Source organism: Haemophilus haemolyticus (assembly GCF_003490595.1).
Taxonomy (GTDB): Bacteria; Pseudomonadota; Gammaproteobacteria; order Enterobacterales; family Pasteurellaceae; genus Haemophilus; species Haemophilus haemolyticus_L.
Map to the genome: position 1 here is coordinate 51,992 of NZ_QQGY01000005.1, position 20,402 is coordinate 72,393.

Annotated in this window: 15 protein-coding genes and 1 pseudogene; 5 read left to right on the top strand and 11 right to left on the bottom strand. The window is 39.7% G+C overall.

The genetic code is table 11. The features are described 5' to 3' along the window. Nucleotide 1 precedes the first annotated feature (1 nt). Together recF and DV415_RS04885 are read left to right on the top strand one after the other, a co-directional pair. Complete coding sequence (recF, locus tag DV415_RS04880) at nucleotides 2–1,081, top strand: DNA replication/repair protein RecF (protein ID WP_118789846.1); 1,080 nt, start codon at nucleotides 2–4, stop codon at nucleotides 1,079–1,081. A 243-nt stretch (nucleotides 1,082–1,324) separates the two neighbouring features. Then, nucleotides 1,325–6,301 carry a S6 family peptidase gene (locus DV415_RS04885; RefSeq protein ID WP_118789847.1) on the top strand — a complete coding sequence of 1,659 codons (4,977 nt, stop codon included), beginning with the start codon at nucleotides 1,325–1,327 and terminating at the stop codon, nucleotides 6,299–6,301. Between the two features lie 285 nt (nucleotides 6,302–6,586). On the opposite strand, the gene mtr is transcribed toward DV415_RS04885, so the two are convergent. Next, complete coding sequence (gene mtr, locus DV415_RS04890) at nucleotides 6,587–7,843, bottom strand: tryptophan permease (RefSeq protein ID WP_118789848.1); 1,257 nt, start codon at nucleotides 7,841–7,843, stop codon at nucleotides 6,587–6,589. Between the two features lie 120 nt (nucleotides 7,844–7,963). Here mtr and DV415_RS04895 point away from each other — a divergent pair, with 120 nt between their 5' ends. Then, nucleotides 7,964–8,743, top strand: coding sequence for a M48 family metallopeptidase (locus DV415_RS04895; protein ID WP_118789849.1), 780 nt, complete (start codon nucleotides 7,964–7,966; stop codon nucleotides 8,741–8,743). Nucleotides 8,744–8,785: 42 nt separating this feature from the next. Here DV415_RS04895 and DV415_RS10480 read toward each other — a convergent pair whose 3' ends face one another. The 7 genes from DV415_RS10480 to DV415_RS04930 form a co-directional block, all read right to left on the bottom strand. Beyond that, nucleotides 8,786–8,869 (bottom strand): IS3 family transposase, encoded by an 84-nt coding sequence (locus DV415_RS10480; RefSeq protein ID WP_114908753.1) that lies wholly within the window; start codon nucleotides 8,867–8,869, stop codon nucleotides 8,786–8,788. A gap of 112 nt (nucleotides 8,870–8,981) precedes the next feature. Continuing rightward, nucleotides 8,982–9,257, bottom strand: a complete 276-nt coding sequence (locus DV415_RS04905) for a hypothetical protein (protein ID WP_118789850.1) — start codon at nucleotides 9,255–9,257, stop codon at nucleotides 8,982–8,984. Nucleotides 9,258–9,419: 162 nt separating this feature from the next. Then, nucleotides 9,420–9,743 carry a helix-turn-helix domain-containing protein gene (locus tag DV415_RS04910; protein WP_118789851.1) on the bottom strand — a complete coding sequence of 108 codons (324 nt, stop codon included), beginning with the start codon at nucleotides 9,741–9,743 and terminating at the stop codon, nucleotides 9,420–9,422. 86 nt (nucleotides 9,744–9,829) lie between these two features. Then, nucleotides 9,830–11,146 (bottom strand): MFS transporter, encoded by a 1,317-nt coding sequence (locus DV415_RS04915; protein WP_118789852.1) that lies wholly within the window; start codon nucleotides 11,144–11,146, stop codon nucleotides 9,830–9,832. Nucleotides 11,147–11,201: 55 nt separating this feature from the next. After that, complete coding sequence (gene menH, locus DV415_RS04920) at nucleotides 11,202–11,945, bottom strand: 2-succinyl-6-hydroxy-2,4-cyclohexadiene-1-carboxylate synthase (RefSeq protein WP_118789853.1); 744 nt, start codon at nucleotides 11,943–11,945, stop codon at nucleotides 11,202–11,204. A 60-nt stretch (nucleotides 11,946–12,005) separates the two neighbouring features. After that, entirely contained in the window at nucleotides 12,006–13,712 is a 1,707-nt protein-coding gene (menD, locus tag DV415_RS04925; protein WP_118781937.1) for a 2-succinyl-5-enolpyruvyl-6-hydroxy-3-cyclohexene-1-carboxylic-acid synthase, read from the bottom strand. A gap of 14 nt (nucleotides 13,713–13,726) precedes the next feature. Next, a complete protein-coding gene (locus DV415_RS04930; RefSeq protein WP_192879093.1) occupies nucleotides 13,727–14,998 on the bottom strand; it encodes an isochorismate synthase in 1,272 nt (423 codons plus the stop codon). Nucleotides 14,999–15,154: 156 nt separating this feature from the next. Between DV415_RS04930 and DV415_RS04940 the strand changes: the two genes are divergently transcribed. Further along, a complete protein-coding gene (locus DV415_RS04940; RefSeq protein WP_005627528.1) occupies nucleotides 15,155–16,369 on the top strand; it encodes a pyridoxal phosphate-dependent aminotransferase in 1,215 nt (404 codons plus the stop codon). Between the two features lie 497 nt (nucleotides 16,370–16,866). After that, a pseudogene (locus tag DV415_RS04945) lies at nucleotides 16,867–17,131 on the top strand (transposase); the annotation flags it as partial. 48 nt (nucleotides 17,132–17,179) lie between these two features. On the opposite strand, the gene leuD reads toward DV415_RS04945, so the two are convergent. From leuD to leuB, 3 genes are all read right to left on the bottom strand, one after another. Continuing rightward, a complete protein-coding gene (gene leuD, locus DV415_RS04950) occupies nucleotides 17,180–17,782 on the bottom strand; it encodes a 3-isopropylmalate dehydratase small subunit (protein ID WP_118781940.1) in 603 nt (200 codons plus the stop codon). 10 nt (nucleotides 17,783–17,792) lie between these two features. Further along, nucleotides 17,793–19,202 carry a 3-isopropylmalate dehydratase large subunit gene (leuC, locus tag DV415_RS04955; RefSeq protein ID WP_118789854.1) on the bottom strand — a complete coding sequence of 470 codons (1,410 nt, stop codon included), beginning with the start codon at nucleotides 19,200–19,202 and terminating at the stop codon, nucleotides 17,793–17,795. 120 nt (nucleotides 19,203–19,322) lie between these two features. Further along, nucleotides 19,323–20,399: a 3-isopropylmalate dehydrogenase gene (gene leuB / locus DV415_RS04960; protein WP_118789855.1), complete on the bottom strand. Its 1,077-nt coding sequence runs from the start codon at nucleotides 20,397–20,399 to the stop codon at nucleotides 19,323–19,325. Nucleotides 20,400–20,402: the final 3 nt, after the last annotated feature.

Sequence of the window (20,402 nt, forward strand, 5' to 3'; positions counted from 1 at the left end):
TATGGCGATTTCGCGTTTACTGGTCGAAAAATTTCGTAACTTAACAGCCGTGGATCTTGATTTTGATCCCGGCTTTAACTTTTTGGTCGGCAACAATGGCAGCGGGAAAACAAGCTTATTAGAAGCCATTTTTTATCTTGGTCACGGACGCTCATTCAAAAGTGCGGTAACAAATCGCATCATTTCTTACGACGAACCTCACTTTACCTTATTTGGACAAATCCAAGAAAGCCAACATCAATGGTCTGTGGGATTACAAAAACTTCGTCAAGGCAACACGTTAGTAAAAATTAACGGAGAAGATGGCAATAAAATTTCCGATCTTGCTCATCTTTTGCCAATGCAATTAATCACCCCAGAAGGCTTAACCTTACTGAATGGGGGGCCAAGTTATCGCCGAGCATTTTTGGATTGGGGACTTTTTCACCATCAAACAAGTTTTTATGCGGCTTGGAGCAACCTTAATCGATTACTCAAACAAAGAAATGCAGCACTTGCACAAAATCAGCCCTACTCCGCTATTAAAGTTTGGGATGTCGAGCTTGCCAAACTCGCTCATCAAGTGAGTCAATGGCGTGCCGAATATGCAGAAGCGCTACGCCCTGAAATCGAGCAAACTTGCCAACTTTTCCTATCTGAATTAGAAATTAATGTCAGCTTTCATCAAGGATGGGAAAAAAATACGGATTACGCTGAGATTCTTGAGCAAAATTTTGAACGAGATCGTGCCTTAAATTACACATTTTCTGGCCCTCAAAAAGCTGATTTTCGTTTCAAAGCACAAGGGTTGCCAGTGGAAGATGTGCTTTCTCGTGGACAGCTTAAACTTTTAATGTGCGCATTAAGATTGGCTCAAGGCGAGCATTTAATGAAAGAAAAACAACGCCATTGTATTTTTTTGATCGATGATTTTGCATCGGAATTGGATCAATATAAGCGAGCACTGTTGGCAGAACGATTACAACAAAGTGGCTCACAAGTGTTTGTTACAACCATTACTCAAGAACAATTAAAAGAGATGCAAGTCGAAAACAGAAAAATGTTTTCAGTCGATAATGGAATCATTAAAACCTTAGATTAGCTCCCAAAGTGCGGTGAAAAATAATTGAATTTTTAAAAGTTAGACATAATTGTCATTAGCCAGTAATTTATTGGTGAATATAATTCACTTTTTGAACAATTTATGGTAAATAACGCCCCTAAAATAAAACTGGCAAATTAACACCACAACATATCACCAAGATTTGAATCACCTCATAGCTTTATATAAAAACTGTGTCCTATCAAATCTACTTTTTAAAATCAATTTATAAGGACAGCCAACATGCTAAATAAAAAATTCAAACTTAACTTTATTGCCCTAACTGTCGCCTATGCGCTAACCCCTTATACAGAAGCCGCATTAGTTAGAGACGATGTGGATTATCAAATATTCCGTGATTTTGCAGAAAACAAAGGAATGTTCTCTGTGGGGGCAACAAATGTGCTGGTAAAGGGTAAAAATAATAAAGATTTGGGCACTGCCTTACCTAACGGTATTCCGATGATTGATTTTAGTGTGGTAGATGTAGATAAACGAATTGCCACGTTGGTGAATCCACAATATGTAGTAGGTGTGAAACACGTTGGTGGTAATGTGGATGAACTTCATTTTGGGAATTTAAATGGAGAGAGAAAGTATGGAAACTCCATTCAACATCGAGACGTATCATCAGAAGAAAATAGATACTTGACAGTTAATAGAAATGATTTTCCATCTACTCCTAGTGCAAAAGATGAGCAAAAACGTCGTGAAGACTACTATATGCCACGCCTTGATAAATTTGTGACCGAAGTCGCTCCTATTGAGCCATCAACCGAAAGTAGCAATAAGGGCGAATATAACAACGCCGATAAATATTCTGCTTTTGTAAGACTTGGAAGTGGTAGTCAATTTATTTATGAAAATGGAACACGCTATGAACTATGGTTGGGTGAAGAAGGCAAGAAGCATGATGTAGGTGGCTACAACCTCAAATTAGTTGGCGATGCCTATACCTATGGCATTGCAGGTACGCCTTATAAAGTGAATCACACAGACGATGGACTCGTTGGATTTGGTGATTCAACCGAAGATCATAACGATCCAAAAGAGATATTATCTCGCAAACCGCTTACTAATTACGCTGTTTTAGGCGATAGTGGCTCACCGTTATTTGTTTATGATAAAGCTAAAAAGAAATGGCTTTTCCTTGGGGCTTATGATTTCTGGGGTGGTTATAAGAAAAAATCTTGGCAAGAATGGAATATTTATAAGCCTGAATTTGCTACAACCGTTCTTAACAAATACGATGCAGGTTCTTTAAGTGGTGCTAACACACAATACAATTGGAATCCTACTGGCAAAACAAGCGTTATTTCTAATGGTTCTGAATCTCTAAATGTTGATTTATTCGATAGTAGTCAGGATACTGACTCTAAGAAGAACAATCACGGAAAAAGTGTGACTCTTAGAGGAAGTGGTACTCTTACCTTAAATGGCAATATCAATCAAGGTGCTGGCGGATTATTTTTTGAAGGTGATTATGAAGTTAAAGGCGCTTCAGATAATACTACTTGGAAAGGAGCTGGTGTATCTGTCGAAAAAGGAAATACTGTTGTATGGAAAGTGCATAACCCTCAATATGATCGATTAGCTAAAATTGGTGAAGGTACCTTAGTTGTACAAGGAAAAGGAGAAAACAAAGGGCAACTTAAAGTAGGGGATGGAAAAGTTATCCTAAAACAAGAGGCTGATTCTTCGGGAAAAGTTAAAGCTTTCTCTATGCTTGGAATTGTAAGCGGTCGCCCAACCGTTGTTCTCACAGATGAAAAACAAGTAGATCCTAGCTCTATTTACTTTGGATTTAGAGGGGGACGATTAGATTTAAACGGTAATTCACTTAAATTTGATCATATTAGAAATATTGATGAGGGTGCAAGATTGGTTAATCATAATACCAGTAAAGCCTCTAATGTAACTATTACTGGGGATAGTTTGATTACTGAACTAGGTAAGATAACTATATATCGCCCACAACCTGAAGAGGTAGAACAACCTTTTCTTAATCGAACTGCGAAATATGGACAAAACCTTTATTACAGTAATTATTGCTATAAATATTACACATTAAAAAAATCAGGTAGCCTCCGCGCTGAAATGCCTTGTAATGGAAAAGAAAGTAATCAAGATTGGCTATATATGGGTGAAAATGAAACAGATGCCAAAATAAATGTAATGAATCATATCAACAATGAGCGTATGAATGGTTTTAATGGCTACTTTGGTGAAGATGATGGTAAAGGTACAAATGGTGAATTAAATATCACTTTTAGCGGTAAAACCGATCAAAATCGCTTTTTATTGACAGGCGGAACAAACCTTAACGGTGAATTAAAAGTTGAAAAAGGTACATTATTCCTTTCTGGCAGACCTACACCACATGCAAGAGATATTGCTAATATTTCTTCAACGGAAAAAGATCAACACTTTACTGAAAATAATGAAGTGGTGGTAGAAAATGACTGGATTGACCGCACTTTTAAAGCAACCTCAATGAAAGTGAGTGGCAATGCCTCACTTTATTCAGGTCGCAATGTTGAAAGCATTACTTCAAATATCACAGCTTCTGATAATGCAAAAGTGCATATTGGCTATAAAACAGGCGACACAGTTTGTGTACGTTCTGACTATACAGGCTATGTAACTTGTACTAATAACCAATTATCTGATAAAGCATTAAAGAGTTTTTCACCTACCAATATGCACGGCGATGTAAATTTAACAGGTAATTCTGTATTTACATTAGGTAAAGCTAATCTATTCGGTACAATTCACAGCACAGAACAAAGTGCGGTGCATTTTGAGTCAAATAGTCAATGGCATTTAACCGGGAATAGCCAAGTTAACCAATTAGTAATGAATGGGGGGGATATTCATCTCAATGCTAATAATGCCCTAGAAACCACAACGGCTTACAACCAATTAACCGTAAATAATCTTTCAGGACAAGGGAGATTTTATTATTTCACCGATTTAAGCCGCCAACAAGGCGATAAAGTCGTGGTAAATCAATCCGCAAGCGGTCAATTTACCCTTCACGTTCGCAATAAAACAGGTGAACCAAAATACGATGCGTTGGAATTATTTAATGCGTCCACAGCACAACACAATAATTTAACTTTAACGCTAGATGGAGGAAAAGTCGATTTAGGTGCCTACAGTTATACACTTCAAGAAAAAGATGGAGTATGGCGACTTTATAATCCAAAAATTGAGGAAGAAATTAAAGCAAAACAGTTGGCTAAACGAACGGATGAACCTCAAAATACGCCTGTGCCAAAGGCACCAAATGTGGCTAGTTCAAACCAAAACGATCCTAATTTTAGTCGTACAGAAATTGGCAACTCAGCTAAAATTGAAGCACCTCAATTTGTGATGCTTACTTATAAAGATCCTAACGGAAATATTTTAGATGAAACAGTCGTATTAAAAACTTCATTTGATGAAAATACTGCGAAGAATCAAAAATCTTTTACAGGCTTAATTGTAGATTCAATTAAACCAAATGGTATCAATGCTTATGTGATTACCTATAAAAAAGATGACACGCAAGCATTAGCCGAGGCTGCACGTCAAGCGGAAGAGACTCGCAGAGCAGAAGAAGCCGCACGTCAAGCGGAAGAAGCTCGCAAAGCAGAAGAAGCCGCACGTCAAGCGGAGGAAGCTCGCAGAGCAGAGGAAGCCACACGTCAAGCGGAAGAAGCGCGCAGAGCAGAAGAAGCCGCACGTCAAGCAGAAGAAGCGCGCAGAGCAGAAGAAGCCGCACGTCAAGCGGAAGAAGCGCGCAGAGCAGAAGAAGCCGCACGTCAAGCAGAAGAAGCTCGCAGAGTAGAAGAAGCCGCGCGTCAAGCGGAAGAAGCGCGCAGAGCAGAAGAAGCCGCACGTCAAGCGGAAGAAGCTCGCAGAGTAGAAGAAGCGCGCAGAGTAGAAGAAGCCGCTCGTCAAGCGGAGGAAGCGCGCAGAGTAGAAGAAGCAGCGCGTCAAGCGGAGGAAGCGCGCAGAGCAGAAGAAGCCGCACGTCAAGCGGAGGAAGCTCGCAGAGTAGAAGAAGCCGCTCGTCAAGCGGAAGAAGCGCACAGAGCAGAAGAAGCCGCACGTCAAGCGGAGGAAGCTCGCAGAGCAGAAGAAGCCGCACGTCAAGCGGAAGAAGCGCGCAGAGTAGAAGAAGCCGCACGTCAAGCGGAGGAAGCGCGCAGAGCAGAAGAAGCCGCACGTCAAGCGGAGGAAGCGCGCAGAGCAGAAGAAGCAGCACGTCAAGCGGAAGAAGCGCGCAGAGCAGAAGAAGCAGCACGTCAAGCGGAAGAGGCTCGTAAAGCTGAAAAATCACCTCAGAATGAACAACGCGATCTCATTAGTAAAAATACCAATGCTGTACTTTCTGACTCAATGGCAAAAGCACAATTTGTTGCATTAAATGTTGGAAAAGCGATTTCTCAACATATTAATCAACTAGAAATGAATAATGAGGGGCAATATAGCGTTTGGGTATCTAATTCTTCGATGAACGAAAATTATACCTCAAGCCAATATCGTCGTTTTAGTTCTCAAAGTGTAAGAAGCCAATTAGGCTTAGATAAATCTGTGATGAGAAATATTCAACTAGGTGGTATATTGACTTATGTTCGGAATAGTAACAGCCTTGATGAGGCAACAAGTAAAAATACTCTAGCACAAGTTAATTTCTATTCTAAATATTATGCGGATAATCATTGGTATTTGGGCATTGATTTAGGCTACGGCAAGTTCCAAAGCAACCTACAAACCAATAATAATGCTAAATTTGATCGTTATACCACACAAATAGGCCTAATAGCTGGAAAAGCGTTTAACATAGGGAATTTTGGGATTAAACCAAGTGTAGGTATTCGTTATGGCTACTTATCAAGCTCTAATTTTGCATTAGGTCAAGATCGCATTAGAGTAAACCCTATATCCGTCAAAACAACCTTTGCTCAACTTGATTTAAGTTATACCTATAACTTAGGCGAGTTTTCCATTACACCAATTTTGTCTGCTCGATATGATGTAAATCAAGGCAACGGAAAAATTAATGTAAATGGATATGATTTTGCTTACAACGTTGAAAATCAACAACAATACAATGCTGGCCTTAAATTTAAATACTATAATGTAAAATTAAGTTTAATTGGCGGATTAACAAAAGCGAAACAAACAGAGAAACAAAAAACTGCCGAAGTAAAACTAAGTTTTAGTTTTTAATACGCCTCTTTGAATTAGCGTTCTAGATGGCAAAGCCCCATGTATGATTTGCACCCCAAAAGTTGAACGAAACAATCAACTGATTAAGGTGCAAATTTTTTATGGTAAAATCCCTCCGTCATTTAAACAACAAGTGATCAATTTTGATCTGTAACACAGTAAAAATTACTTTCAGTGTAAAATAAAAGGACTAAGCCCTGTGAGTTACAGAACTCAGTCCTTAATTTAACAATCTAACTTTTTGAGAGTTAATCAGTTATACACCTTCATTGTATCGAGTAAAACTTATCCTGTGAAATTGGCAAACCACCCTAAATTTGCGCCGACTTGTGCCACAATGTTTAACACACCGAATAAGATCACAAAGCCAACCATAAAATTGCCACCGTAAACTTTATAAGTCGCATTTGGGAATTTTTGACGGCTTGCTTTAGCAAGAAGTGCAGGTACGATTGCAGCCCAAATGGTTGCTGCTAATCCTGCATAACCAATGGCAATCACAAAACCATAAGGGAATTGTAAACTTAATAATAGCGGTGGTAAAAATGTCACCAATGTGGTTTTTGTTCGTCCTAACAAGCTGTCGTCAAATTTGAACAGATCCGCAATATAGTCAAATAAACCTAACGTTACGCCTAAGAATGATGTGGCAATCGCCATATAAGCAAAGAAATTTAATGCGACGGCAAGGTATTCTACTTCAATATATTTATGTAACGCCTCCAGTAATGCGGAAACATCGCCACCTTTTTCAATTACCGGAGCAAATTCGTTGCGTGGCAAATTACCTTGCACAGCAAGTTGCCATAAAATATAAATTACGAGTGCTAACCCCGTACCAATAAAGATTGATTTCATGACTCGGCGACCATCACGGTTGTAATATTTTACTAAGCTCGGCACATTTCCATGGAAACCAAAAGACACTAAGCAAACTGGAAGTGCGGTGAATAAATAAGGTAAATATGTTTGTTCACCCTCAGCAACAGTATTGAATAAAACTTCTGTTTTTACAGAGCTTAATAAACCGGTAGTAGAAAGGAAAAAAGCGACCACCATCCCGACAATTAACACGGTTGTGAAACGGTCCACAGCTTTGGTTGAAAGCCACACGAAGGCTGCAAGAATAAGGCAGAAAATTAAAGATCCTGAAGTTCTTCCAATATCCACCGCACTTTCAGCAGAACCGAATGCTTGGTTGAGCAGATTTTGTGTAATGCCTCCGCCAGAGGTGATGTAGGCATAAGTCAGAATATACAAGACGAAAGCAACGGAAAGACCATTGATAATATTCCAACTTTTTCCTAATAAATCTTTAACGATGGTGTCAAAACTTGAACCTGTTGGATAATGTAGATTAGCTTCTAGGATCATTAATCCTGATGTTGTCATACAAAACCAAGTATAAATTAAAGCGAGAATTGAACCAATAAACCATACACCAGCTGTTGAAGTTGGGTTAGCCAGCATGCCTGCACCAATAGCTGTACCAGCGATGATCATCGCACCACCGAAGAGAGAAGGTAATCTTTGTTGTGTCATAAAATGCCTCTAAAATAAATTTGCACTATTATAGTAGTGCAAAAGGAAAGTGCAATATATTTATATCGACAAAAAATAATAAATTCATATAATCTGCGTCAGTTCAAAAAAGGATCACTTATGAAAAAACAACTTAAAAGTTTTGCTTTTTCGCTATTAGCTAGTTCACTTATCACAGCTTGTGCTGATTCGGCTTCTATAAATCGAGAGGCTGCGAGTAGTTATGCTCAAGAAATGGGAAAAATTCGTACTCAGGGTGCAATTGATACTTCATCAAATACTGCAAAACGAATTCACCATGTGTTCCATAAAATGGTGAATTATGCAAACCAAGCTAATGAAACCGGACAGCAATTTAACTGGCAAATTAATGTTATTAAGTCAAAAGAATTGAATGCTTGGGCTATGCCGGGCGGTAAAATGGCGTTCTATACTGGGTTAGTTGATACTTTACAACTTAATGATAACGAAATCGCGGTGGTAATGGGGCATGAAATGGCTCATGCATTAAAAGAGCATGGTAAAGCTAAAACTAACTTTGGAACCGTTAGCAATATTGTTGGGGCCATTGGAGGGACTGCATTATCCATTGCAGTTGGGACGGATGTGACTGATTTGGTTTCGCTTACTAAAGATTTTGCTTTAGACAAACCTTATTCTCGTAGCGCTGAAACTGAAGCAGATGAAGTGGGATTAATGTTAATGGCTCGTTCTGGATACAACCCACAGGTAGCGCCAGGATTGTGGCAAAAAATGGCAAAAGCGTCTGGTGGTTCTCGAGGTGCTCTTGATGTGTTAGCTTCTACTCATCCTAGTGATCAGTCTCGTCAAGAAAACTTACAACGTTTATTACCTGAAGCGATGGAGCTTTATAAAGCTGCTAAAGATAAAAATGGCTAAATAAATTTAGTCAAAAAATGATCTGCCTCAAAATCTGGACGATTAATTCAAGGACTGACAACGATATCGTATCGGACTCCGTCCTTTTAATTTCAGTTGGATCCGACGGTGGTTATAATAGTCCAAATAATCCCTTACCTATTCACCTATCTATTCTTTCGTTTTATTGAGTTATACCCTGCTCGGCAAGTATTCTACGATAAGCACTCATCTGATACTGCCAGCCTTGGTCTGAATGTTAAATCAAGCCCTCAACCTTATTCTGGCGTTTGCCCGCCATGTTTAACATTGACTTGTGCCCCATCTTTTGCTTTACCGTTACCCATTTTTGATTCGGGGCAGTTATCGTAAAATTACGCTCAAAACGATTCGGGGCAATATGGCCTATTGTGCCTCGATAGGTCATGAATTTCTTGCGTTTTCTTAACCGCACTTGGCGTCCGAGTACCGCATTAGAAGTTGGATTTTCTTGTGATTTATCGTTGCCAGACAGGCTGAACACTTCGGTAGCCATAATCAGGATGATTGACTTTGATGCGTTTAATGGCCTTTTTCAGCTGCGCCCCCTTATCCAGTTTAATCTGAAGTTTAGCAAAAAATGCACTACGTGCTAACCGTACAAATCCTAAAAGCCATTTTAATGGGTAATGCGTTCTTAACCTTTGGATAATTTCCTTTACTCGGTTTCGTCCTGAAATCTGGGCCTTCTCAATTCATTTAGGTAGGCTTCAAGCTGTAAAATTCTCAGGCGTAAACGCTCTTCTTCAGTTTTGGGTGGCGGTGGCATTTTTGCATATTTGAGTTTCATCGGCGGTTGTCCTGATGGTTTACGGAGAATAAGTTCTTTTATGCCACTTTTTTCAAACCGTTTTAACCACATCCCAACTAGGGAGTTGGAAGGAATATTGTAAAAACGCGCGGCTTCTCTAATACTCATTTTTCCATTCAAAATAGGGTGGGGAGCCTGTAATTTAAATTCTATTGTGTAATGTTTACCCATAAAAAAATCTGCACCTCAATTGTTGGTTGTTGAGTCCAACTTTTAGAGTGCAGATCAAACTTTCACCGTTTTTTTCTTAACTAGGATTAGATTTGTGTTAAATCTACGTTTTTAGTTTCTTTTGACGCTAATAATGCCAATAGCGTCATGAGGGCATTGATTGCTAAATAAATACCTACGCCTATCACACCAAATGACGCATTAATTTTTAAAGAAATCATCGCCGCAATCGTTGCACCAATAATGGATGCCAAATTATAGGCGAGAGATGCGCCTGAATAACGCACTTCCGTTGGAAATAATTCTGGTAATAGCGCAGCCATTGGACCAAATGTCATCCCCATGATCGCCATACCAATTACTAAAAATGCAAATACGCTAACTGGAGTGCCATTTTCTAAGAATAACGGCATTGTTAAACCAAGCACACCGATAGCAATAGTCACCCAAATCAACCATTTACGGCGACCAATTTTATCGGCATAAACACCAGAAATACTGATAAAAATACCAAATACAATAGCACTAATTAATAACAAGCCAGTAAATGTATTTGCTGGGATTCCTAAACCAAGCGCATAACCTGCTTCAGAAAGCTTTGGTGCTGTTCGAGAATATGCCTGAGCAAAAGCCGTCATAATGTAAAACAGAGAATAAGTTGCCACCATAATAAATGTGCCAATGATCATTGGTTTTAAGTGTTTAGTAAAAACAACACTCACTGGTGCATTCAATTTTTTGCCTTTTTGCTCTGCTTCCACAAATACGTGGCTTTCGTGCAAAGTTAAGCGAACATATAAGCCGACAGCGACCAATAAAACAGAAGATACAAACGGAATACGCCACGCCCATTCAACAAGTGCATTATGACCAAGCAAATAGCTAACTAAGAAGAATGTTCCATTAGCGACAAATAAACCAATTGGTGCGCCTAATTGAGGGAAAGTACCGTACCAAGCTCGTTTTCCTTCTGGCGCATTTTCTGTTGCAACTAAAGCTGCACCGCCCCATTCACCACCGAGTCCAATACCTTGACCAACACGGCATACGCAAAGCAAAATCGGCGCCCAGATACCGATTTGAGCATAATTAGGAAGTAAACCAATTACTACCGTTGAACCACCCATTAAAACAAGGGAGGCAACCAAGGTTTTTTTACGACCAATTTTATCGCCAAAGTGACCAAATAATGCCGAACCAATAGGACGTGCAAAAAATGCTAAAGCAAGCGTAGAAAGAGAAAGTAAATCATTAGAAAGCGGATCATCGCTATGGAAGAATTGCGTATTGAAAACTAATACAGCGGCAGCCGCATAAATATAATAATCAAAAAATTCGATTGCCGTACCGACCATCGAGGCTAACGCCACTTTCATCGGATTATTACGAAGTTGTGTAGACATTGTGTTTCCTTAGTAGTTTATTATAAAGAGAAAGGATTGAATCCTAGCATTTTAACTAAGGTCTAGCAATTTTTAATATGCAATTTTCTATTTTTTTAGAGAAATATTTTGAATTTTCTAAATGTGAGTTATGCCCAGCGGAAGGAATGGTTACTAAATTAATTTGATTTTCTTTGGCTAAAACTTGGAACTTATGATCTCGTTCGCCACAAAAATAAAAAAATGGCAAAGCACTTAACCGCACTTTTTCACTAAAATCAGGTTGTTTCGATAGACTTGTCGCCAGCAGCATCTTGCCAATATTTTCACCGCAATTTAATTTTCGTTTTTCAACTAACTTCTGTCTTTCTTCTGCAGTCAAATGAGAAAACACGGGCTGTTGATACCAATCATTTAATACATTTTCTGGCGATTCTTGCATAAAACGTTGCGCCCAAGCAAAATCATGTTGAAAACGAGCCTGCTTTTCTTCGTCAGTTTTTAAACCTAGATTCGCGCCTTCTAAAATAACACCTTGCAAATTAGATCGTTCCACCTGAGCATGCAGTGCATAATACAAAGCGATCCGTCCACCTAGAGAATACCCAACAAGAAAATAGGGTTCATTTTTCACCACACTTTTGATTTGCTGAGATAAATACTCCGCCGAATCTTCAAAATTTGCGACTTCAATGTCTTTAGCTTGCCCATGAAAAGGTAAATCTAGCGCAATACAATTAAAGTGCGGTAGATTTTCAATGACTTGTTTCCAGTCGTTTTTTGCACCAAGAAGTCCGTGAAGAAAAATGATGTTTATCATTGAAGGGATTATTGATAGAAGTAATAAAATACGGCGGACTAAAGCCCGCCTACAGAATACTTAAGCACCAATCACGGCGTGACTAATTTGCTCGATTAAGCGTTTATACAAACTACTACCATCACTCGGATTCGTTTTAATTTCAATTAACGTTGCCTTGCGACGACTATAAGCCTGTTTAACAACGGAATTGAGATCCGCCCAAGTATAAGGATGAGCGTATTTAAGATCGAACATTGCCGCGATTTGAGAAAAATCGCCATTATGCGGTAATCGATAGAACTGATCTTTGACTTGTTCATCCACAGGTAACATATCAAAAATCGCGCCACCATTATTATTGATCACAAAGATTACCGTTGGTTGCGTAACGTTTTTGAATAATGCGAACGAATTTAGATCATATAAAGTGGACGTATCGCCAATCACCGCAACAACAGGTTTATTTGAACCAATACCTATTCCCGCAGCCGTAGCCAACAAACCATCAATTCCACTTGCGCCACGATTGGTATAAACGGGATAACTTTCTGGTAATTGCGTTAGTGCATCAACAAGACGAACAAGTAAACTATTACCTAAAAATAAAACACCGTTATAAGGTAAAAGTGTTGGTAAACGTAATGCGAGCGAGGCTTCCGTTAAATTTCCGCCTACTTGCTGTTCAATAAAAGTCGCACAGAACTTAGATAAAGCTAACGGCTCAAGTAACCAAGGCTTTTGGCGTAAAGGTGGATGCGCACGCAACCAATGATGCACTTTAGCATTGAATCTTGTCAATGAATGATGGTAAGGATCTAATGCTTTACCGCTTTGTTCAACTAGCCAAAATTCCCCTTTAAACGCCTGCAAGAATTGATTAATGCGTTTACTAATAAAACGCGCGCCAAATTGAATCACAATATCAGCTTGTAGAAGTTTTTCACGAACAGTTTGGTTTGCTAGCCAAATATCTTCATAAGGCGTCGTTGGAACAACACCCGATTGAATATCCGTCAGTAATACCCAGCCCATAGCACTTGCCCAAGAATTAATGCCCATCGCTTGTTCTGCAGGTAATTGACCAACCACAACTACACCACGTTTGGTACGCCAATGATCCCAATTTTCATGCATTAATACTTCGTGCTGTTGAGCTTCCACATTCATCCAAGGCTTAGTTTGAATTAACCAGCGTTGTAACGGCAGCAGCCAAGGGTGAGAATCTACTTCCTCATCAGTTGCATTATAAAGTGGCTCGGCAAATGGCACATTAATATGAACAACACCACCTTGTTGTTTTTGTTGGAAAGCTGCCTGTTCAAGTAGAGAAATCAACCACTGCGCAGAATAATCAGAGTTTGGTTTAGGTAAATTAACATTTGCAACCGGATACTGACCAAACATATTTTGCTGCAAAATAGCTTGATTTGCACCGCACTCCCAAAGTTCTGGTGGACGATCAGCAGTTAAAACAAATAAATTCACACCTGTTTGGCGTGCTTCAATAATTGCGGGATAAAGGTTTGCAGTCGCCGTACCTGATGTCACAATAATGGCAACAGGCGATTGAGTTGCCTTAGCAATACCCAAAGCAAAAAAACCTAAACCGCGTTCATCAAAATGCGTATGACAAGTGACTGAACCCGCATTTTGCAAACGTACGGCTTCAAGAGTTAAAGGTGTCGAACGCGAACCTGGCGCGATACAAACGTGAGAAACGCCTTGGCGCACCAAGGTTTCTAAAATCACTTTCGACCAACAACGATTAAACACGCTTACCGACATTTTTTTCTCCGTTATCATTTTTCTTCTGCAAACAAGGAAATTAACCCTGCTGCTTTACGTTCAATTTCTTTCCATTCTTCCAATGGCTGCGAGCCTGCCACAATGCCCGCTCCAGCAAATACACGAATACGATGACCTTCAATAAAGGCAGAACGAATCGCTACACAAAACTCTGAACATGCATCGCTCATCACGCCCAATGTTCCTGCATACCAGCCTCGATCAAAGGTTTCAATTTCTGACAAAATCATCTTGGCTTGTTGCTGTGGCAAACCCGATACCGCAGCTGTAGGATGAATCGCTTTTAATATATTTACATCTGCATAATGTGCGGTCAAATTTGCACGAATTTTACGAATCAAATGCTGTACTTTACGTAACGGTTTCAATTCCACATTGCTTACATCAAAACTTTCTACTTGCTTACGTAAATTCTGCGAAATATCTTCTACAACCAACCAATTTTCTTTTAAATTTTTCTCGTCATTTAACAACCAATTGGCTTGAGATTGCGTTTCTTCCTCACTTTCAGAAACCGATGCGGTTCCTGCCAAAGCCTCGGTTAGCAACAAGTTATACTCTCGAGCAAATAGGCGTTCAGGCGTAGAACCAACAAAAACCGAATAAGGATTTTCAGCCCACAAAAAATGATAACAACCTTGATTTTGTTTTTCGCTTTCTGCTAAAAAATCGTACGCATTAATCGCTTGCTTTAAATGGAAGGTGGTTTCATTGGCTAATACAATTTTTGTCAGTTCCCCACTTTTAATTTCTACCAAAGCCTGATTTACCCAATCACACCAAGTTCTTTCGTTAGCTCGAGGCTCTGTATGCAAAGGAATTTGTTTTGGCAAAGCAGAAAGTGCGGTGAGATTTTCAAAAGTTTTGAGGTGAGCTAAAGTATCATTCGCACCTTGCTCATCTTTCACAAAAAATGATACCAACGCACCTTTCTCATCCTGTTCAACAAGAATTTTTGGCAATACAAATTGTGCAGCGCCTTGAAATTGCAAACCGCCGACCAGTGGAAAACCACTTTCTTCAATAAACTCTTGCGCTAAATTTAACTGTGAAAATGACTGCACTTCACCAAGAGCAGCCAATGCTTTTTCTTCATCACGAAAATGTAAATAAAATTGAGGATACGCAGATTGACCTTTCAGCCACGCCAACAAATCGACCTTGTCCAGTTTCACCTGAAAACGGACAAGTTCATTCGTTGATTGCTGTAAATATGCGTGAATTTGCGATTTTAACTCGCCTATTGCCTGCGCTAAATCATTCATTAGATTTTGTTTTAAATACACAAAAAATTAGCCGTATTCTACCGCAGATTGTTAATGACAAAAAATTTTTTTACAAAATCTTTTCAATATTGAAAATTCAGCGTAAATTAACCGCACTTTTCTCGAAAAATTTATTAGAAACAAAAGGATTTCACTATGCGATTATTCCCAAAATCCGACAAATTAGAACATGTATGTTATGACATTCGCGGGCCAGTGCACAAAGAAGCACTACGCTTAGAAGAAGAAGGCAATAAAATTTTAAAACTAAATATCGGTAATCCCGCACCTTTCGGCTTTGAAGCACCAGATGAAATTTTGGTTGACGTATTGCGTAATTTACCGTCAGCTCAAGGCTACTGCGATTCAAAAGGTTTATATTCTGCTCGTAAAGCCATTGTTCAATATTATCAATCAAAAGGGATTCACGGCGCGACAGTCAATGATGTGTATATTGGTAACGGCGTATCTGAGCTTATCACAATGGCCATGCAAGCATTACTCAATGATGGCGATGAAGTGCTTGTGCCGATGCCTGATTATCCGCTTTGGACTGCGGCGGTAACACTTTCTGGCGGTAAAGCAGTGCATTATCTCTGTGATGAAGATGCGAATTGGTTTCCCGCTATTGATGATATTAAAGCCAAGGTGAATGCGAAGACTAAAGCGATTGTCATCATCAACCCGAACAACCCAACTGGAGCGGTGTATAGCAAAGAATTATTACAAGAAATTGTGGAAATCGCGCGCCAAAATAATTTGATTATCTTCGCTGACGAAATCTACGACAAAATTTTATACGATGGCGCGGTGCATCATCATATTGCCGCGCTTGCTCCTGATTTATTAACCGTTACGCTGAATGGGTTATCAAAAGCTTATCGAGTTGCAGGCTTCCGTCAAGGTTGGATGATTTTAAACGGTCCAAAACATAATGCGAAAGGTTATATTGAAGGCTTGGATATGCTGGCATCTATGCGTTTATGTGCCAACGTACCAATGCAACATGCAATTCAAACTGCACTTGGTGGCTATCAAAGTATTAATGAATTTATTTTACCAGGCGGTCGATTACTTGAGCAACGAAATAAAGCCTACGATCTCATCACTCAAATTCCAGGCATTACTTGCGTGAAACCAATGGGGGCGATGTATATGTTCCCCAAAATTGATGTGAAAAAATTCAATATTCACAGTGATGAAAAAATGGTGCTTGATTTACTTCGCCAAGAAAAAGTACTACTTGTGCACGGTAAAGGATTTAATTGGCATTCACCGGATCACTTCCGTGTTGTCACCCTTCCTTATGTGAATCAGCTTGAAGAAGCCATTACAAAATTAGCAAGATTTTTGTCGGATTACCGTCAATAATGTATGCGTTGACAAAATTATAAATAGGACAAATAATCTGCTCCTAAAGTTGGACTAAATAACCAACTCACTAAGGTGCAGATTTTTTTATTAACTAAATATCTTATCTTTCAAACAACAAGTGAAGTATTTTTATCTTCAACATAGTAAAAATTGTTTTCTCATCTAAACATATTTTCAACCGCCCGAACAAATATTAAATCGTCGAATTCTCCTTAATGTCCAATATATTTATCATACGTTGGACTTTCTTATGATTGATGTTGAGGAAGACTTAGAGCTAGAGTAATAAGAGGATAAACGTAACATTCATGATTATCACGATAATCCGTATAATTTGTTGTGATATCGTCTTATCTTTATCGATTTGTTCTTTCAAATGATAAAAGAAAATACTGAATAATCCCCCCATCAAATCAAGCAATATCTGAAGTGAAAAGCCATTATTCAATAATTGGACAGATTTTATTGCACTGTAGCGCAACCAAAGAAGGTAATATCAAATGAGAGGTTATCAATAAATCCTATTGAAAAACGGTATTCAACAAAGTATGTCGAGAAAAAGAAATTGTTTAGATAATACGGTGGCGGAGAGCTTCTTTGGGCAGTAAAAAAGGAAGACTACAATGGAAAACAATTTGATACTTTTGATCAACTCGAAAAATAATTCATGAGTGCATTCATTATTACAATCATGAGCGTACTCAGTGTAAACTAAAAGGACTAAGCCCCATGGAGGATAGAACTCAGTCCTTAATTTAATAGTCTAACTTTTAGAGTTAAATAAAAATCACCGCACTTTTATCTTTTTTAGCGCAAGAACGCTGGAATGTTTTTCTCGTATTCTGAGATTTTGTCTTCATGTTGGAGGGTTAAGCCGATGTTATCCAAGCCGTTTAACAAACAATGGCGGCGGAATTCATCCAGTTCAAAGTGATAGACTTTGTCACCTACAGTGACGGTCATCGCTGCCAAATCCACATGGATTTGTTTGCCTTCATTTGCCCACACCCATTGGAAGATTTCCTCTACTTCTTCTTCGCTTAAACGAATCGGTAACATGTGGTTGTTTAAGCTGTTGTTATAGAAAATATCTGCAAAACTTGGTGCGATCATTACTTTGAAACCGTAATCGGCTAATGCCCAAGGGGCGTGTTCACGAGACGAACCACAGCCAAGGTTTTTACGCGCCAACAAAATTGTTGCACCTTGATATTGTGGGTAATTCAATACGAAATCTGGATTTGGTTTAGTGCCTTCTACATCCAAATAACGCCATTCGTGGAATAAGTGTTTACCGAAACCTACGCGCGTAATGGCTTGTAAAAATTGTTTTGGAATAATCGCATCCGTATCCACGTTTGCTGCATCCAATGGCACTACTAAGCCTGAAAGTTGTTTAAATCCTGCCATTTTCTGCTCCTTAGTTTAATGTGACGTCACGAATATCAACGAATTTACCAAACATACCAGCAGCGGCAGCCATTGCTGGACTCACCAAGTGAGTGCGACCGTTACGACCTTGGCGACCTTCAAAGTTACGGTTTGACGTGGAAGCACAACGTTCCCATTCGCCTAAACGGTCATCGTTCATCCCTAAACACATGGAACAGCCCGGATTACGCCATTCAGCTCCCGCTTCTATAAAGATTTTATCCAAGCCTTCTTTTTCTGCTTGTTCTTTCACTAAACCGGAACCAGGTACCACTAAAATACGTTTTACGTTATCGGCTTTTTTGCGCCCTTTCATCACCGCCGCGGCTGCACGTAAATCTTCAATGCGCGAGTTGGTGCAAGATCCGATAAATACTTGATCAACTTTAATTTCTTTTAAATTAGTGCCAGCTTCCAAGCCAATATAATGTAAGGCTTTTTCCGCCGAAGCACGTTGTACAGGATCTGCCATTTCTTGCGGATTTGGTACGGTATCATTCACAGAAATGACCTGCCCTGGGTTTGTTCCCCAAGTTACCTGTGGTGCAATATCTTTCGCTTCTAATGTGATGACCGTGTCAAATTTCGCATCATCATCAGATTTTAAGGTTTTCCAATAAGCAACGGCATCATCCCAATCTTTACCTTTCGGCGCATGCGGACGGCCTTTTAAGTATTCGAAAGTGGTTTCATCAGGCGCGATTAAGCCCGCTTTCGCACCCATTTCAATCGCCATATTACAAACCGTCATACGGCCTTCCATGGAAAGGTCACGAATGGCTTCGCCACAGAATTCCACCACATGGCCTGTACCGCCAGCCATGGTTGTTTTGCCTATAATGGCAAGAATAATGTCTTTTGCGGTAATGCCCGGCGCTACTTTGCCACGCACTTCAATTTTCATACTTTTTGCACGGGCTTGCTTTAAAGTTTGAGTTGCTAATACGTGTTCTACTTCGGAGGTGCCGATACCAAATGCCAAAGCACCAAAGGCTCCGTGGGTGGCTGTGTGGGAATCACCACAAACAATTGTCATACCGGGTAAAGTTAAACCTTGTTCTGGCCCCATCACATGTACGATTCCCTGCTCTTTCGTTGTCATATCAAATAATTTGATACCCGTCGCCTTGGTATTTTTATCAAGTTCTAACACTTGAATTTTCGCTTGACCTTCAAGTTTATTGACATCTCGTACTTGAGTAGAAATGCTGTGATCCATTGTGCCGAAAGTTTTATTCACTTGGCGCACTTGGCGACCTGCAACACGTAACCCATCAAAGGCCTGCGGGCTGGTTACTTCGTGAATCAAATGACGGTTAATATACAAAATTGGCGTTTCGCCTTCAGCTTCGTACACCACATGGGCATCGAATAATTTTTCGTAAAGTGTTTTTGCCATAATTTTTCTCAATTCGTTAGAGTAGTAAGTGCGGTTAAATTTGACAGTGTTTTAAACCGCACTTTAATTGTTTTTATTAGATTGTGTTAGCGATCAATATCCACATTGATGGCGCGCGTCTTAAATTGCATCAGCAATCAATGTGCCCATTTCTGCCGTTGAAACAGGGGCAGAGTCATCGGCTAAATCACCCGTACGGTGACCGCTTGCTAAGACTTTTTGCACAGCGTTTTCAATCGCATCAGCTGCATCATTTAAGTTGAAGCTGTAACGCAACATCATCGCGGCAGAAAGAATTTGTGCGATTGGGTTAGCAATGCCTTTGCCTGCAATATCTGGTGCAGAACCGCCAGCAGGCTCATATAAGCCGAAACCTTCTTCATTTAAGCTAGCCGATGGCAACATCCCCATAGAGCCGGTGATCATCGCCGCTTCATCAGAAATAATATCGCCAAAAATGTTAGAGCATAGTAGAACGTCAAAAGATTCAGGCGCTTTGATTAATTGCATGGTCGCGTTGTCGATATAAATATGATCTAAGGTGACTTCAGGGTAATCTTTCGCCACTTCTGTCACGGTTTCACGCCATAAGATTGACGCTTGTAATACGTTCGCTTTATCCACAGAAGTTACATGTTTACGACGTTTCATTGCCGCATCAAAAGCCGCACGTGCAATACGTTCGATTTCATACTTGTAATAAACTTCGGTATCGAATGCTTTAGTTTGTGCACCTTCACCTTCACGGCCTTTAGGCTGACCGAAATAAATCCCGCCCGTTAATTCGCGCACAACCACCATATCAAACCCTTTCGCCGCGATGTCTGCTCGTAATGGGCAGAATTTTTCTAGTCCTTTATAAAGGGTTGCAGGACGAAGATTACAGAATAATTTGAAGTGTTTACGCAATGGCAACAATGCTCCGCGTTCTGGTTGTTGATCCGGTGGTAAATTTGTCCATTTAGGGCCACCTACAGAACCAAACAAAATTGCATCCGCATCATCACAACCTTTTAAGGTTTCTGCTGGTAATGGGCAACCACAATGATCAATAGCCGCACCGCCCACATAAAACTCGTTAAAGTTAAGTTTAAAACCAAATTTTTCTTGAACTCTGTTTAATACCTTAATGGCTTCCGCCATGACTTCGGGGCCGATACCATCGCCTGCTAATACTGCTATATTGTATGATTGCATATT

Bases quoted from the DNA above. Each gene is read 5' to 3' on its own strand.
- DV415_RS04905 (WP_118789850.1), bottom strand. From the start codon at position 9,257: ATGGCTACCGAAGTGTTCAGCCTGTCTGGCAACGATAAATCACAAGAA.
- menD (WP_118781937.1), bottom strand. From the start codon at position 13,712: ATGTCGGTAAGCGTGTTTAATCGTTGTTGGTCGAAAGTGATTTTAGAA.
- DV415_RS04885 (WP_118789847.1), top strand. From the start codon at position 1,325: ATGCTAAATAAAAAATTCAAACTTAACTTTATTGCCCTAACTGTCGCC.
- leuB (WP_118789855.1), bottom strand. From the start codon at position 20,399: ATGCAATCATACAATATAGCAGTATTAGCAGGCGATGGTATCGGCCCC.
- DV415_RS04910 (WP_118789851.1), bottom strand. From the start codon at position 9,743: ATGGGTAAACATTACACAATAGAATTTAAATTACAGGCTCCCCACCCT.
- DV415_RS04915 (WP_118789852.1), bottom strand. From the start codon at position 11,146: ATGTCTACACAACTTCGTAATAATCCGATGAAAGTGGCGTTAGCCTCG.
- leuD (WP_118781940.1), bottom strand. From the start codon at position 17,782: ATGGCAGGATTTAAACAACTTTCAGGCTTAGTAGTGCCATTGGATGCA.
- menH (WP_118789853.1), bottom strand. From the start codon at position 11,945: ATGATAAACATCATTTTTCTTCACGGACTTCTTGGTGCAAAAAACGAC.
- mtr (WP_118789848.1), bottom strand. From the start codon at position 7,843: ATGACACAACAAAGATTACCTTCTCTCTTCGGTGGTGCGATGATCATC.
- DV415_RS04895 (WP_118789849.1), top strand. From the start codon at position 7,964: ATGAAAAAACAACTTAAAAGTTTTGCTTTTTCGCTATTAGCTAGTTCA.
- leuC (WP_118789854.1), bottom strand. From the start codon at position 19,202: ATGGCAAAAACACTTTACGAAAAATTATTCGATGCCCATGTGGTGTAC.
- recF (WP_118789846.1), top strand. From the start codon at position 2: ATGGCGATTTCGCGTTTACTGGTCGAAAAATTTCGTAACTTAACAGCC.
- DV415_RS04940 (WP_005627528.1), top strand. From the start codon at position 15,155: ATGCGATTATTCCCAAAATCCGACAAATTAGAACATGTATGTTATGAC.
- DV415_RS04930 (WP_192879093.1), bottom strand. From the start codon at position 14,998: ATGAATGATTTAGCGCAGGCAATAGGCGAGTTAAAATCGCAAATTCAC.